We start from the raw sequence: 13874 nt of genomic DNA on the forward strand, positions 1-13874 counted from the left end.
CCGAGCCAACCTGTCATTCAACCAGCGAAGTCGGTTTCAAAACCAGCAAGTGCTTGCTTGCATATTCCTGAAATTGGCAGGTCGACATTGCGGTACGCACACTGCGAAGTGTCGCCAACGATATCGAGTCTCCGATCTTGCATTCTTCCAGTTCTTGCCGGGACATCACGTAAAACTCCCATTGAGATAAATCCCACGCATCCCACATTGCGGGGTCGGGCTGGGACTCGAAGCAAAAAACGTAGAAATCTGATTTGAAAGTTTTGGGATCGGTCTTTGCCGCGAGGATGAGGGAATTGCGCGCCCTTAGTCTGCCGAAGCGCACTTTCTTGGGATCCTTGATGGCTAAGGGTAGGTTGGCGAAGCGGACCCCATACTCATCGAAAGTCTTGTACGCTTCTACCAATGCGGAAGATTTCACCTCGATCCGGGTACCATTCTCAAGAATGATGTCGCTGTTGGCCCAGGAAACACGTCGATCCGAGTCACAAGGCAGGTCCAGGAGTACGCGGACCATCCACTCAGCGAATACTCCCCTATTGCCGTCGTCGCATATGTCAGTGAATGCCCACTGCCAGAAATTCAGCAGATTGGCTTCTGCACCGAGCTCTGCATTTCCGCGTAGCCGTATTTCTTGCGGATTCAAAATGGCACCTCATTTCTCGGCCGCAGTACTGGCCGGTGAATCTGGTAATGATCTTCTCGATAATCACCCTGCGAAACTGCCTAATTATGTGACGGCTATCACCGCAGGTGCTGGTCATTTCCTGTCGCCGCACCGCGACGGCGCCAGGCCGGGCCGACCAGCCTACTTCTGTGCACGGCGCGCTGCGATGGTTCACAAGTATCGGAGCTGCTTTCTCGGCTTTGGCCCTGCTTGAGGCGTAATTGGATGTCTCTTACGCTGCTGAAATCAAGAACTTGCTACGAGCCCGGCTAGAGAAAGTTGAGGGAGGCGCATCGACGACATGACTCTGGTAGCTCAACCTGCCCAGTTATGGGCTTCGTGCAAGCCGCACGTCCCAAACGCCCTTCTGGCGGAATTAGTGCGCGCTCCGCTACGTTTCGCGCGGGCCTGCGGCAGCAAGGAAGGAATCCTTTGTCGCTTACCCGGCACTTATCCCTCATCCCGCGAGGCGGGACTCGGGAACGTACCGGGCTACTATCGGTCGTCCCTGACGGGACTGATCCGTGGAAGTCCCCACATTTCCAACACTCCACCTCATCCTGCTGACGTGGGACTTGTTTCCTGGTTCGCCCGAGGAGTCCCATAAATCTGCGCTTCACGCGAGGCCCAGAGAATTAGGGAAGGGATGGAGTGTCTTGCTCGATGCCGATCGGCTAAAGAGGATGTAGACCCAGAACTTGTAATGGAAACCGTCGCGCACGGCGACGAGCACAGCACACGTGGTTGTGGGAGAATACGCCGTAGCGGCATGGTGGAGGGCGCATTCTCGGGGTCCTTCGACGCGCTCTCCGTCGCTGCGCTTCTTCGAGCTCGCTCAGGATGACAATACCCCCGAAAATGCGCGAAAACGAACACTTCCTTAAGCCAGTCTTGTCAAGATGTACTACTTCGTGCTTTGTTCACATCGCAAAGTGCGCTAGGATGAGACAGCGCGACTTGCGCAAGGTCTTTGACAAAAGAAGCAAATAGCACTCAGCAATTGGCACTTAGCCAAAACCCAAGCCGGCCGCCACAGTTGATTGGGATCCCATTGGGATCGAGCGCGGCTAAGTCCTTTGTTTATTGGGACCATTGGGATGAATAGGGAGGGGTGGGGGTAATTCCAATGGGATTGCCAAAATCGCCGGAATCGCAACGTGATCGCCGTGATCGGAAAGGCGGGGTTCTCGCCGGGGATGACTTGAGTTAAGTCTTTATTTTCCGGGGATGAACGGGGAGGGGCAGGGCGATGAAAAGATTGTCAAAATCGCCGGAATTGCGAAAATTGGAAATTGAAAACCAGGAAGAATCACCGACATCGCCGAGTTCGGAAGAACATTCCGCACGCAGGCGAGGGCGCCTGCGCTCCACAGATGGGTGCAGAGTATAATGGAACATGGCGACACAACCGCAGCCGGCTTCGCAAAAAGAGCAGAAGCTGCTGACCGCCAGGTTCCAGCAGTTGCTGCAAAAGGTCGCCGAAAACCGTCCAAGTGACGATTTAGAGATCATCCGCAAGGCTTACGAGTTCTCCCTTAAGCATCATCAAGGCCAGACGCGCGCGTCGGGCGAGCCGTATCTGATTCATCCCCTGGAAGTTGCCCTGGTGCTGGCGGACATGAAGCTGGATTCCACGGCCATTGCCGCGGGCCTGCTGCATGACGCCATTGAAGACACGCCGGTCACCCATGAAGACGTCCGCCGCGAATTTGGCGAGCAAGTGGTGCACATTGTTGAGGGCGTCACCAAGATTGACAAGATTGATTTTGCCAGCCGGGAAGAGCGCCAGGCGGAAAACGTCCGCAAGATGGTGCTGGCCATGGTGGATGACATCCGCGTGGTGCTGATCAAGCTGGCTGACCGCCTGCACAACATGCGGACCCTGAAACACCTGCCGGAAGAGCGGCAGCAGAAAGTGGCGCGCGAGACGCTGGAAATCTACGCGCCGCTGGCCCATCGCCTGGGCATGGGCAAGGTGCGCGGCGAACTGGAAGACCTGGCGTTCCGCTATGTGGACCCCATCGGTTATGAGCAGGTGCATGAAGCGGTGGAGTCGCGGCGCAAGGCGGGCGAGACTTTCCTCAATAAGGCCATCAAGATCCTGCAGCAGAAGCTGAAGGAAAACGGCGTGGAAGCCCGCGTGGAAAGCCGCATCAAGCGGCTGTACAGCATCCATCAAAAGCTGCTGCGCCAGCGCATCACCGTGGACCAGGTTTATGACTTGCTGGCGGTCCGCATCATCACCAAGTCAGTCAAAGACTGTTACACCGTGCTGGGCGCGATCCACCAGATGTGGCGGCCGGTGCCGGGGCGGATCAAAGACTTTATCGCCATGCCGCGGCCGAATCTCTACCAGTCGCTGCACACCACGGTGATCACCGAAGACGGCCACCAGTTTGAAGTGCAGATACGCACCGACGAAATGCACAAGATGGCGGAAGAAGGCATTGCCGCGCACTGGAAATACAAAGACGCCAGCCCGGTTTCCGCCAAGGACGAGCAGCGGCTCTCATGGCTGCGCCAAGTGGTGGAGTGGCAGCAGGACGTAAAAGATCCCGGCGAATTTCTTTCGTCGCTGAAAGTGGACCTCTATCCGGAAGAGGTCTACACCTTTACTCCCATGGGCAAGGTAGTGATTCTGCCGCGCGACGCCAGCGCGATAGATTTTGCGTACTCCGTCCACACGGAAGTGGGACACACCTGCGTTGGGGCGAAGGTCAACGGGCGCATTGTGCCTCTGCGCTACAAGCTGCGCAACGGCGACGTGGTGGAGATCATGACCCAGTCGGGCCATAATCCCAGCCGGGACTGGCTGGGGATCGCCAAGTCCACGCGCGCGCGCAACAAGATCCGCCACTGGCTCAACATTCACCAGCGGGAGCGGGCGATTGAAATCGGCAAGAAGCTGCTGGAGAAGCAGGCGCGCAAGTATCGCGTGGCCATGAAGGATTTTGACGAGAAACAGATGGACGCCATCGCAAAAGATTACGGCCTGGGCTCCGGTGAGGACTTGCTGGCGGGCATCGGTTACGGAAAGTATTCGGCGCGGCAGGTGTTGGCCAAGCTTTCGCCCGGACTCTCTGACGAAGCGCCCGCGGAAGAGCCAACCAAGACCCCCGGCACCCTGGGCACGGTGATCCGCCGCGTGTTTGGACAAAGCGCGGAGAGCGGCGCCATCAAGGTGAAAGGGTACAACGACCTGATGGTCTATCGCGCGCGCTGCTGCAATCCCATCCGGGGGGAGGCCATCGTCGGTTATGTGACGCGCGGCAAAGGCGTGGCCGTGCACGCGGTAAGCTGCCCCAACGTGACCAACCTGATGTATGAAGCCGACCGCCGCATCGCCGTGGAATGGGCCAAGCCCGCCATGATGAAGCGCGAAACCAAGGCCACGTATCCGGTGAAGCTGTCAGTGTTTTGCGAAGACCGTCCGGCCATGCTGAAGCAACTAACGTCGGTGATCAGTGACGACAATACCAACATCCGCAATATTGAAGCCCGCACCGGCGAGAGCCAGGCGACCATTGATATCGTGATTGATATTGAAGACGTCAAACACCTGGAGCGCGTGATGAACGGCATGCGGAAGATTCCCGGCATCCATGATGTGCAGCGGTTGAATAAAGTTTGAGCCGCGAATGCGCGCAGATTGACGCAGATAAACTCTTTGTTGCGCCAAGCCAAAATCTTTGAAACACGGAGGAACAGAGGAAACGGAGAGGCTGGATTCGACATTTCCCATCGCGCTTCATTTCTCCTCCGCTTACTCCTTTCCTCCGCGTTTCAAAGGTGTTGGGTTTTTTCCTCTGCTATCCTTTTTCGTTGCTCGAAATCAACGGAGGGCTTTCATGACCTTTACCCGCGACGTAGTTTCCACTCCCAACGCACCCAAAGCCATCGGCCCTTACTCGCAGGCCATCAAGGCCAACGGATTTGTATTCATCTCGGGGCAGATCCCTATTGATCCAGCCACCGGAAATCTGGTCGAAGGCGGGATCGAGCCGCAGACCGAGCAGGTGCTCAAGAACCTGTCGGCAATCCTGCAGGCTGCGGGCAGCAGTTGGGAGAAGGTCGTCAAGACCACGGTGTTTTTGAAGAACATGTCTGAGTTTGCTCAGATGAATGAGGTCTATGCAAAAGCCTGCAAGAATTCACCACCCGCCCGTTCCACGGTGGAGGTCGCTCGCCTGCCAAAAGATGTGGCGGTGGAAATTGACGTGGTTGCGCTGCTGTAAAAGGAAAGCTGGTTACCACGGGAAATCTCTCTCGTCGAAATGGCATGAAGCCATGCGGATGGCTGGGCGACTGCCTGCGAGGGAGGGATTCATTCATGAGAAAGCTAGTTGCTTTTTTGTTCTTGCTTGTATTCCTGGCTGTAGAGAAGGGCCTGGCGCAGAAGTATGAAGCGGCGTTTTCCGTAGGAGGCGTGGTGGCTGCTAACGCCCAGGAGGGTGTGGTGTGTTTCATAACGCCGTGCAACTTTCCAACCATCGGCGTTCCCGTAGCCAAGAAAGTCGCATTCCAGGGGACGCTGGCGGCGCGCCTGCTGGATGCCAAGGCAGCGTCGCTGAGCCTGGAAGTCCCGTTGGTGGGAATTCCCGGACGCGAGATTGGCGGGTCCGGCTTCCGCTTCTCCTCTTTCTTCTTTACTCCAGGAGTAAAGCTCAACTTTCTTCCAAAGTCAGGATTGTCGCCGTTTGCCACAGTCGGCGGAGGACTGGCACACTTTGGCGTCGAAGCCACGAACAACTCCGCAGCTTTGCAGTTTGGCGGCGGCGTGGACGTGAAAACAAGGCTGCCGCACCTGGGTTTGCGGGGCGAAATTCGCGACTTCTACACCGCGAGCCCGAATGCGCTGGCGGACACAGGAAGGATGCACAACGTATTCATCGGTGGCGGCGTGGTCCTGAAGTTCTGATGGGTTTCCGACGGCCGACGCAGCAAAGCCTCCCGGTTGGGAGGCTTTTGTCTGAAAATGATTTGGGAAACCGTCTTGAGAAAACTACGAGGCCTTCTGGACCTTTCCCGACTTGATGCAGTTGGTGCACACGCGGATGCGCTTGTTGGCGCCCTTGACCACCGCGTGCACCGGACGCAGATTTACATTCCAGCGACGCCGGCTGACGTTGTGCGCGTGGCTGATTTTGTTTCCAAATTGCGGACCTTTGCCGCAGACTTCACAAACTTTTGCCATGACGGGAAACTCCCTGGTTTTCACTCAGAAGGGCTTTGAAGCTTCAGAGCTGTGTTTGTTAAAGGTAAATTTTACATCAGGTTAGCGAGCTTGGCAAATCATCGCCTGGCAAATGGGCGGCTGGCTCAACGCAAGCCTCTGCGCGACTCCCACCTGCCCCTAATCATCATGCTTCTGAATCTCCGCGACTTTCTTCTTGTCCAGGTAGACGTACGCAGTGTGGTACACCAACTGCGTCAGTCCCGCGGCTGAGGCATTTGTTTTCACAGGGAAGCCCATGGCCATATACAAAGCGATTTCCGACATACCGACGAACACTTTACCCGCCCGTATGGCGCTGACTTCTTCTTCCGACAAAAACGCCGGCATCGCCAGCGAGGCGCAGCCATACTTGCTTTCCGTGAGCGAATCTTCAATGCAGCCAGGAACGTACAATGCTTTGCGATTACCGGGCAACTCCAGCGCCACCAGCATGAAATCAAGTTTTTCCGAGTAACGAAGATCAACGACGGGCAGGGGCGTGAGCAATGGCACATCATGGATCACGGCTTCGGAATAGCCCACGCCTTCTTTGATGGTTTGGATGTTGGCGGTGGTCAGGCCCATGTCATACACCTTCGTCAGGCGGGTCAGGTAGAGCGATTTCCCTCGGAGCTTCTGCGCCAGCGCTACCGCGTCCTTCTTGTGTTGTTCGCGGACCGAGAGCAGCACAAAAGAGTCGCTGGCTGCGGTGCCGGTCTGCAATGTGTACACGGTGGTCGCCACCAGCTCGCCCGTATCCAGCTTCACGATGGCGTCAGCGTACTTCACGTAAGTGTCGTCCGTTTGGGGCGAGGGCGGCTGGTAGAGTCCGGGCCGCGGGGCTTGGATGGCGATGATGACCCCCGTACGGCCGACATAACTGGCCGGTATGTTCTTCTGGCTCTCATACAGGCCCTTCTTTTCCTTGACGAAAGTCCAATCGCCGAGAAACGCGTAAGTGCCGTTGGTGAAGTTGGGATTGACCGAGATTCGTTGGTTTACGAACTTCGCGCGGAAGTCCTTGAGGGGGATGCGGTCCTGGGCTTGTGCCGCAGCGCCGCCGAGCATCACCAGAAAAATAAGTAGGCGTTTCATAGCGATGGCGCAGATCATACTCTGGCGCTTCGATGGTTTCAAGATTACTTACTCGGCCATGCCCTGTTATCCTCACAAGATTGAAGCGCACACCAAGCTCAGCCAGCTGGAGGTGAGTAGAGTTGATGGAAGCCTTGCTTTTTGACGTTTTCGGGACCGTGGTTGACTGGCGAACCAGCCTGATCCGGCGGCTTGAGCAGTTAGGCCGCGAAAACGGGCTCACTGCCGACTGGGCGGCCCTGGCAGACGACTGGCGCGCCGGATACGAGCCTGCCATGGGCGAAGTCCGCAGCGGACGCCGCGCGTGGACGTGCCTGGAGCAGTTGCATCGCGAGTCGCTGGACTTGCTCCTGCCGCGCCACGGCCTCGATGCCGTCAGCGATCGGTTGCGAAAACAAATGGTCCTGGGCTGGCACTCGCTTGACCCGTGGCCGGACGCGGTGGCCGGGCTGCAGCGGCTTAAACAGAAGTACATTATCGGTACGCTTTCCAACGGCGGCGTGCGCCTGCTGGCGGACATGGCCCGCTTCGCCGGGCTGCCCTGGGACGTGATCTTTTCCTCGGACAACTTCCGCCATTACAAGCCCGATCCCAGCGTCTATCTGGGCGCGGCGGAGTTGCTCGACACCTCGCCCGGAAACATCATGCTGGTGGCGGCGCACAATTACGACCTGGCCGCAGCGCGCCAACACGGCTACAAGACGGCGTTCGTGGCGCGGCCCACGGAGTACGGGCCAAGGCAATCGAAGGACTTCAAGGCCGAATCGGATTGGGATTACGTGGCGAAGGACTTTGGGGAGTTGGCTGCTAAACTAGATCCTTGAAACTTCCAGCTATGGGTGCGGTATAGCTTTGTACAGCTACGCTTGAAGGACAACTTAATAAGATGAAACGAATCGTAGAGGTCTTCTGCCTTCTACTGTTGGCGACGGGCTGGAGTCTTGGACAGGACAACGAAGTGAGTTTCACTGTCGGTCCCACTTTTACAAGTGATCAAAAGCTTCGGACGGATAGCATTCTTCCTGGCTGCCAGGTGGCGGGCTGCACGGGCGTGACCACGTTTAGCACCGATGCTTCGGTTTCATTCTCGTTGGCCTATGCCCGCCGGATCACAGACATGGGCCCCGCCGCTCTTTACCTTGAGCTCCCGATAGTCGGGCAGCCCGGCCATGATGTCGAGGTAGTCTCCACAAACCGAACATTGGGGTTCTCCGGGACCGTCCGCGGCTCCGCATTTTTCTTCACTCCGGCAGCCAGAATCCAGTTCTTGCCGAAAGGACGGATTTCACCCTGGGCCACAGCCGGGTACGGGGTGGCGCGCCTCTCCCAGGACCTTAGCAGCAGCAGGCACACCAAAGGCGCTGCCCAATTTGGCGGCGGAATAGACTTCAAGACGTCACCTCACCTTGCCATACGGGGCGAGGTGCGCGATTTCTGGACACCGAGCATGGTGGAATCAGGCCCAGTGGCCACCCTGACCAGCGCCACGGCCTTGACCACTCACATCCATCACTTCTATGCCGGTGGAGGCGTGGTGTTCAAGTTCTGATTCCGGCGACTAGCAGTCGAAGGACCTTAAGGCAGAGTCGGATTGGGATTTTGTGTCGAAGGATTTTGAGGAGTTGGCGGGAGGCTCAGTGCGTAACGGCACGGACGACACCAAGCAGATTGACGCGGCGATTTCAGCTTACTACGACTCGCTTACGGACAAAGAGAGAGAAGAAGAACGGCTGTGGGGCGAGTTTGCGGAGTCGCAATTTCCACTGGATTAGCCTGCCAGTTGCCAGGCGGCGCGGCTAGCTCGACCGGAGGGTTTGAGCTTTACGTCCGCGTGAGCGCCCAGAAGGTGGCCGTAGTACAGCAGCTTGGAAACACTCAGCAGGGAAAGCTTGCCTCTCAGCAGTTCACTGACTCTGGGCTGCGGAATATCAAAGAGTTTTTCCAGTTGCCGGGGAGTAAGCTTTTTCTTTTTGATGAGCTTGAGGATGTCCTGATGCAGATCAGCCTTCAGCTTAAGCTCCAGCAGTTCTTGCTCGTCCAAGTCAAGGTCGTCCAGAACGTTTCCCATGGTTACGTGGGTGATCAATTTGCCGTTTCTCTTTCGCGCGTTGCTGTTCAAGGAGCCGTTTGAGCCTTTCTTTGGCAACGTCAATGTCCTTCTTTTCGGTTTGCGCCGTTCTCTTTTCGAAACAGTGCAAAGCGCAGACCACGTCTGCCATTTTGCAGCACAATTCATTTTCTTCTTACACATATGTATACGTGTGGTCTGCGGCCAGCGCCTTCCTCTACCCGTTCAACAATGCGCTCAGACAGTAATTGCCTAACCACACGCTGCACGCCAACCATGGGGTTGTGTGCGCTAAATCTGTATCCAGATTGCAGCATTCGATCCTTGAGGTCTTGCGCCGTGAATCTGCCGTCGAATGTCGCCACTGCCTCAAGCGCCTTGCGAATTATGGAATCTGGTCTACCTAACGCGATGTCTACAAGGTCTGAAATCTGCAGAGGATGATTTGCACCTGAGAGCACGTCCCTGGCCAGTTGTGCCATTTCTGGGTCAGCCAATAGCGTTTTGAGCTGCTCCATTTTGGCTATTTTGGTATCAATTTTTTCCAGGCTAACCATGCAACACCTCCATCTAAACGATAAAATACTTGTGAATCATTGTCAATCATTTTGTGATTGTCACGTTAACGTTGTCACGCATTCAGTGATTAACAAGCAGTCAGGCCACGAAGGAGGGAAAGAGCCCCCAAAGCAACATGGTTACACAGCAAAGAAAGAACGATGATTGTCATACCTTTCGGGCCACGCAGTGCGCGAGCAATCCGGTCAGCGCCCTACACAGGCAGAAGTAACTTTCAGCGACTGCGAAAGTGTGACGGTGCGGAGCAGTGGCGTCGGGCGGCCAGCATAGCAGCCGTAGCCGGGAGTACTGGAGGCGCAGCAGCAACCCGGCGCTCTGGCTGAGCACGTCGCATGCAAGGCTGATCTCTGTCTCGTGCAAATGGAGACACGCGTCATTCGCGAGGTTGAGGATGAAGGCGGTATTGGCAAGCAGGTCTTGCAGGAGCGCGTTGTATGTTTTCCGGTGTAAGGTGGCGTAACGGCCCGAGGATGGACAGTGCGCGTAGCTAAGTTCGCGTATTCCCTGGCAGATTCGTTCTGAGGTCCGCTGCCAGTCGGCGACGGTGTATACAGGCTGCCGTCTTGCGGCAATCCTCCTGATGAGTGCCACTGCGAGCGGGAGAATGCAGAAGGTCAGGCCAAGAGTGAAAGCCATTGGGGACAAAATCCTTCCAAAACGATTCTATTAGTCCCAAACATATTAATAATATCATTGCTCTAAACCGATTGCAGAAGTCAGCATTGGTAACGACATGCAATCGAGCTCCAAGCGGACAGTGCAAATCAACGTCAGAATGAGCCCCGAGGACCGGGACCTGCTGAAGCGCGCTGCGAACGTGCTTTGGCCGGAGGCGGAACTGACGAATTCAGGGATTGTGCTTGGCCTGGCCAAGCTGGGGGCAAGAGACATCTTGAAGAAGAAAGGCAAGAAGGGAAGAGTCGTACCCTGACACTCGTCTCCCTCGCGAGCACTCTTTGGCTGATGGCGACCCTATATACTGAAAGATATGGCGGTCGCGAACCCCAAATCCGTCAAAGTGAACATCTCCACCGGCGCCGGCGTGGACATTGAGTGGGACGACGGCCACCAGACGCACTACAACTTCGTCTGGTTGCGCGACGCCTGTCCTTGCGCCACCTGCACGGAGGAGCGCAACAATCACCATCGCCAGCCGGGGGAGCCGGCCAAAGCTGCGCCCGCGCTGCTGCCCATGTACAAAGCGCCGGTCAAGCCCACCGCGGCCAACCAGGTCGGCAGATACGCGCTGAGTTTTACATGGAATGACGGCCACTCCGCCGGCATTTACTCCTGGGACTACCTGCGTGATATGTGCCAGTGCGAAGAGTGCAAGGCCATGCGGTCGCAGCCGTCGGGGGACCGGGTGGTCTAGACAAGATCGCCGAAATCGCGCGTGATCGCGCGGAATCGCCGTAATCGGAAAGGCAAAAGCAGATTCCTCACCGCTGAAGCGGTTCGGAATGACAATCAACTCGGAATTGCAAGTTGCAGCAAGTCTATTTGCAAACATTGACGATGAACGCGTTGCTTTTCCGATGATCCGATGTCCCGATTCGTATGAGCCTCCTTGACCAACTCAATCCGCGGCAACGCGAAGCGGTGGAAGCCGTTGACGGACCGGTGTTGATACTGGCCGGCGCGGGCAGCGGCAAGACGCGGGTCATCACCTACCGCATTGCCCACTTGATTGAAGACCTGAGCGTGGACGCCGACTCCATCCTGGCGGTCACGTTCACCAACAAGGCCGCGGCCGAGATGGTGGAGCGCGTGGACCACCTGCTGGGCGGGCGTCTGCTGCGCAAGCCGCTGATCTCCACGTTCCACTCGTTTTGCGTGCGCGTGCTGCGTCGCGATATTGAAGCCATGAAGGTTGGGGGCGTGGGCTACAAAAAAGACTTTGCCATCTATGACGCTACCGACCAGCAAGCCGTAGTCAAGGGCGTGATGCGCCGCCTGGGCATTGACGACAAGCAGCACAAACCTGCCGCCGTGCTGTCGCGGATTTCCTGGGCCAAGAACCACATGCTGGACCCGCAGGAAATGTATTTGCAGTCGGCCGACCCCATTACGGAAAAAGTGGCGCATGTTTTTGAGGCCTACCGGCAGGAGCTGCGCAAGGCCAACGCGCTGGACTTTGACGATCTGTTGCTGGAGACGGTGCGGTTGCTGAAGTCGTCCGGCGAAGTGCGTGAGCGTTACCGCCGCCGCTTTGAATACCTGCTGATTGACGAATACCAGGACACCAACCGTCCGCAGTACGAGTTGATCAAGCTGCTGGCCGGCGAGCGCCACAACGTGTGCGTCGTGGGCGATGAAGACCAGTCCATATACTCGTGGCGCGGCGCGGACATCCGCAACATCCTGGAATTTGAAAAAGATTTTCCTGAAGCGCGGATCATCCGGCTGGAGCAGAACTACCGTTCCACCCAGAACATTTTGCAGGCCGCGTCCGCCGTGGTGGCGCACAACATCAAGCGCAAAGGCAAAACGCTGTGGACGGAGCGCCATGGCGGCGCCGCCGTGGGCTACTATGAAGCGCCCGACGGAGAAAATGAAGCGCTCTTTGCCGCCGACTTCATCGCCAACTACCTGAAGAAGGCCGCGGAAGACGGCAATGACAACGTCCGCGTGGCGGTGCTGTACCGGCTGAATTCGCAATCGCGATTGATTGAAGAGGCAATGCGGCGCTATCAACTGCCGTATCAGGTGGTCGGCGGATTTTCTTTTTACGAGCGCGCGGAAATCAAGGACATGATCAGCTACCTGAAGCTGATCCAGAATCCGCAGGACTCCATCGCGCTGCTGCGCGTGATCAACACGCCGGCGCGGGGCATCGGCAAGACCACGGTGGAGACGCTGGAGCGGCTGTCCTTGGAGACCGGCACGTCACTGTGGGGCGCGGTGGGCGAAACTCTGGAACGCCATCTCTTGCCGCCGCGGGCGCTGGCCGCGCTGAAGGGTTTTCAGGAATTGATAGACGACGCGCGGGCGATGATGCTGGGGAAGTTTGCCCAGCGAGTGGAAGAACAAATCCACCACGGAGGCACGGAGGCACGGAGAGCAGAAGAGCCAGATGTCGCAGAAGCGGCTGAAGCAGATGTTTCTTTTGAGCCTGAGGCGCTGGGCGAGAACATCAGTTTTGATTTCGGGGCGAATGACTCTGACGAAGCCTTGCCGTACCAAGCGGCCAAAGCGGGAGCCGCCGAAGCAAGCGCCGCCGCGCAGCCGGTCGAAGGCTTTCGTGCTGAGGGCAGCGCCGCGTCGGTGCCGGAAGTCCTCAAGTTCCTGATTGACCGCACCGGTTACATCAAGCAACTGGAAGACGAAGCCACGCCGGACTCGCTGGCCCGCATTGAGAACCTGAAGGAACTGGTGAATGCCGCCATGGATTCGCGCGATCGCGGCGAGACGCTGGCGGAGTTCCTGGACCACGCCGCCCTGGTGAGCGACGTTGACACCTACGATCCGCGCGGGCGCACCACGCTGATGACGCTGCATTCCGCCAAGGGCCTGGAGTTCAACTTGGTCTTTCTGGTGGGCATGGAAGAAGGCCTGTTTCCGCATTCGCGGGCGTTCAACGATCCCGATCAAATGGAAGAAGAGCGCCGCCTCTGCTACGTGGGCATGACTCGCGCCATGGACCAGTTGGTGCTGAGCCAGGCGCGCTATCGCCGGCGCTACGGCACGGACATGCCCGATGCCAGCATCCCTTCGCGCTTTCTGGAAGAAGTTCCAGCGCAGTTGCTGGAGCCGCTGGGCGTGGCGCGGACAGGCAGGTCCTCCGCAGCCCGGCGCGAGTCCGACTATGCTGACCGGCACTACAGTTACGAAGATGAAGACCAGAGCGTGACGCCCAGCTACGGAGCAGGCCAGCAGCAGCCGCGAACGGCGAGTCCGGTACGCAAAGGCGGCTACACCGGCCCGAAATACAATTCCATTGACAACATCTCGGAGTTTTTTGCCTCGCGCGGCAAGAAGTTCAACCGGCCGAGCGTGCCGGTGGAAGCATCTTCAATTCGTAACAGCACAACGGGTTTTCGTCCCGGACAGCGGGTGAAACATCCGAAATTTGGCGAAGGCGTGGTCTATCAGCGTGAAGGTGAAGGAGAAAACGCCAAGATTACGGTACAATTCCCACGGTTCGGATTAAAAAAATTGGTGGAGAAGTACGCGCAGTTGGAGCGGGCATAGACAAAGCTTGCCGCAGATTTGCGCACGAAAGCGCTGATCTGAAATTAGTTGGACCAACG

At 57.2% G+C, this 13874-nt stretch carries 15 protein-coding genes; 9 read left to right on the top strand and 6 right to left on the bottom strand.

Annotated features, from left to right (window positions below; all coding sequences use genetic code 11):
• Positions 1-13: 13 nt before the first annotated feature.
• Positions 14-646 carry a hypothetical protein gene (locus LAO20_12885; protein ID MBZ5532322.1) on the bottom strand — a complete coding sequence of 211 codons (633 nt, stop codon included), beginning with the start codon at positions 644-646 and terminating at the stop codon, positions 14-16.
• A 1417-nt stretch (positions 647-2063) separates the two neighbouring features.
• Here LAO20_12885 and LAO20_12890 point away from each other — a divergent pair.
• The 3 genes from LAO20_12890 to LAO20_12900 all read left to right on the top strand — a co-directional run bounded on the left by LAO20_12890 (position 2064) and on the right by LAO20_12900 (position 5585).
• A complete protein-coding gene (locus LAO20_12890) occupies positions 2064-4298 on the top strand; it encodes a bifunctional (p)ppGpp synthetase/guanosine-3',5'-bis(diphosphate) 3'-pyrophosphohydrolase (protein MBZ5532323.1) in 2235 nt (744 codons plus the stop codon).
• A gap of 217 nt (positions 4299-4515) precedes the next feature.
• Positions 4516-4902: a RidA family protein gene (locus LAO20_12895; protein MBZ5532324.1), complete on the top strand. Its 387-nt coding sequence runs from the start codon at positions 4516-4518 to the stop codon at positions 4900-4902.
• 95 nt (positions 4903-4997) lie between these two features.
• Positions 4998-5585 carry a hypothetical protein gene (locus LAO20_12900; GenBank protein MBZ5532325.1) on the top strand — a complete coding sequence of 196 codons (588 nt, stop codon included), beginning with the start codon at positions 4998-5000 and terminating at the stop codon, positions 5583-5585.
• 84 nt (positions 5586-5669) lie between these two features.
• Here LAO20_12900 and rpmB read toward each other — a convergent pair whose 3' ends face one another.
• Together rpmB and LAO20_12910 are read right to left on the bottom strand one after the other, a co-directional pair.
• A complete protein-coding gene (gene rpmB, locus LAO20_12905) occupies positions 5670-5861 on the bottom strand; it encodes a 50S ribosomal protein L28 (protein MBZ5532326.1) in 192 nt (63 codons plus the stop codon).
• Positions 5862-6020: 159 nt separating this feature from the next.
• Positions 6021-6977: a hypothetical protein gene (locus LAO20_12910; protein ID MBZ5532327.1), complete on the bottom strand. Its 957-nt coding sequence runs from the start codon at positions 6975-6977 to the stop codon at positions 6021-6023.
• A gap of 125 nt (positions 6978-7102) precedes the next feature.
• Between LAO20_12910 and LAO20_12915 the strand changes: the two genes are divergently transcribed.
• The 3 genes from LAO20_12915 (at position 7103) to LAO20_12925 (ending at position 8749) form a co-directional block, all read left to right on the top strand.
• Positions 7103-7801 (top strand): haloacid dehalogenase type II, encoded by a 699-nt coding sequence (locus LAO20_12915; protein ID MBZ5532328.1) that lies wholly within the window; start codon positions 7103-7105, stop codon positions 7799-7801.
• Between the two features lie 62 nt (positions 7802-7863).
• Positions 7864-8526, top strand: coding sequence for a porin family protein (locus LAO20_12920; protein ID MBZ5532329.1), 663 nt, complete (start codon positions 7864-7866; stop codon positions 8524-8526).
• Positions 8527-8578: 52 nt separating this feature from the next.
• Complete coding sequence (locus LAO20_12925; protein MBZ5532330.1) at positions 8579-8749, top strand: hypothetical protein; 171 nt, start codon at positions 8579-8581, stop codon at positions 8747-8749.
• Here LAO20_12925 and LAO20_12930 read toward each other — a convergent pair.
• Genes LAO20_12930 through LAO20_12940 form a run of 3 tightly spaced genes read right to left on the bottom strand, consistent with a single transcriptional unit; the run spans position 8746 to position 9602 of the window.
• Positions 8746-9063, bottom strand: coding sequence for a helix-turn-helix domain-containing protein (locus LAO20_12930; GenBank protein ID MBZ5532331.1), 318 nt, complete (start codon positions 9061-9063; stop codon positions 8746-8748). The two genes, LAO20_12925 and LAO20_12930, sit on opposite strands and share 4 nt — an antisense overlap.
• Positions 9020-9196, bottom strand: a complete 177-nt coding sequence (locus LAO20_12935; GenBank protein MBZ5532332.1) for a type II toxin-antitoxin system RelE/ParE family toxin — start codon at positions 9194-9196, stop codon at positions 9020-9022. Before LAO20_12935 ends, LAO20_12930 begins: the two co-directional genes overlap by 44 nt.
• A gap of 13 nt (positions 9197-9209) precedes the next feature.
• The gene (locus tag LAO20_12940) at positions 9210-9602 is read right to left on the bottom strand and encodes a hypothetical protein (GenBank protein ID MBZ5532333.1); all 393 of its coding nucleotides are present in this window, start codon (positions 9600-9602) and stop codon (positions 9210-9212) included.
• A 797-nt stretch (positions 9603-10399) separates the two neighbouring features.
• Between LAO20_12940 and LAO20_12945 the strand changes: the two genes are divergently transcribed.
• The 3 genes from LAO20_12945 to LAO20_12955 all read left to right on the top strand — a co-directional run bounded on the left by LAO20_12945 (position 10400) and on the right by LAO20_12955 (position 13815).
• Positions 10400-10555 carry a hypothetical protein gene (locus LAO20_12945; GenBank protein ID MBZ5532334.1) on the top strand — a complete coding sequence of 52 codons (156 nt, stop codon included), beginning with the start codon at positions 10400-10402 and terminating at the stop codon, positions 10553-10555.
• A gap of 57 nt (positions 10556-10612) precedes the next feature.
• Complete coding sequence (locus LAO20_12950) at positions 10613-10996, top strand: DUF971 domain-containing protein (protein ID MBZ5532335.1); 384 nt, start codon at positions 10613-10615, stop codon at positions 10994-10996.
• 185 nt (positions 10997-11181) lie between these two features.
• On the top strand, positions 11182-13815 hold the full coding sequence (locus tag LAO20_12955; GenBank protein MBZ5532336.1) for a UvrD-helicase domain-containing protein: 2634 nt from the start codon (positions 11182-11184) through the stop codon (positions 13813-13815).
• The last annotated feature ends 59 nt before the right edge of the window (positions 13816-13874 follow it).

The organism is Terriglobia bacterium (genome assembly GCA_020072815.1).
Classification (GTDB): Bacteria; Acidobacteriota; Terriglobia; order Terriglobales; family Acidobacteriaceae; genus Angelobacter.

Excerpts from the sequence above, each read along its gene's own strand:
- LAO20_12940 (MBZ5532333.1), bottom strand. The coding sequence starts at position 9,602 with ATGGTTAGCCTGGAAAAAATTGATACCAAAATAGCCAAAATGGAGCAG.
- LAO20_12955 (MBZ5532336.1), top strand. The coding sequence starts at position 11,182 with ATGAGCCTCCTTGACCAACTCAATCCGCGGCAACGCGAAGCGGTGGAA.
- LAO20_12915 (MBZ5532328.1), top strand. The coding sequence starts at position 7,103 with ATGGAAGCCTTGCTTTTTGACGTTTTCGGGACCGTGGTTGACTGGCGA.
- LAO20_12900 (MBZ5532325.1), top strand. The coding sequence starts at position 4,998 with ATGAGAAAGCTAGTTGCTTTTTTGTTCTTGCTTGTATTCCTGGCTGTA.
- LAO20_12920 (MBZ5532329.1), top strand. The coding sequence starts at position 7,864 with ATGAAACGAATCGTAGAGGTCTTCTGCCTTCTACTGTTGGCGACGGGC.
- LAO20_12895 (MBZ5532324.1), top strand. The coding sequence starts at position 4,516 with ATGACCTTTACCCGCGACGTAGTTTCCACTCCCAACGCACCCAAAGCC.
- LAO20_12935 (MBZ5532332.1), bottom strand. The coding sequence starts at position 9,196 with ATGGCAGACGTGGTCTGCGCTTTGCACTGTTTCGAAAAGAGAACGGCG.
- LAO20_12950 (MBZ5532335.1), top strand. The coding sequence starts at position 10,613 with ATGGCGGTCGCGAACCCCAAATCCGTCAAAGTGAACATCTCCACCGGC.
- LAO20_12945 (MBZ5532334.1), top strand. The coding sequence starts at position 10,400 with ATGAGCCCCGAGGACCGGGACCTGCTGAAGCGCGCTGCGAACGTGCTT.
- LAO20_12890 (MBZ5532323.1), top strand. The coding sequence starts at position 2,064 with ATGGCGACACAACCGCAGCCGGCTTCGCAAAAAGAGCAGAAGCTGCTG.
- rpmB (MBZ5532326.1), bottom strand. The coding sequence starts at position 5,861 with ATGGCAAAAGTTTGTGAAGTCTGCGGCAAAGGTCCGCAATTTGGAAAC.
- LAO20_12910 (MBZ5532327.1), bottom strand. The coding sequence starts at position 6,977 with ATGAAACGCCTACTTATTTTTCTGGTGATGCTCGGCGGCGCTGCGGCA.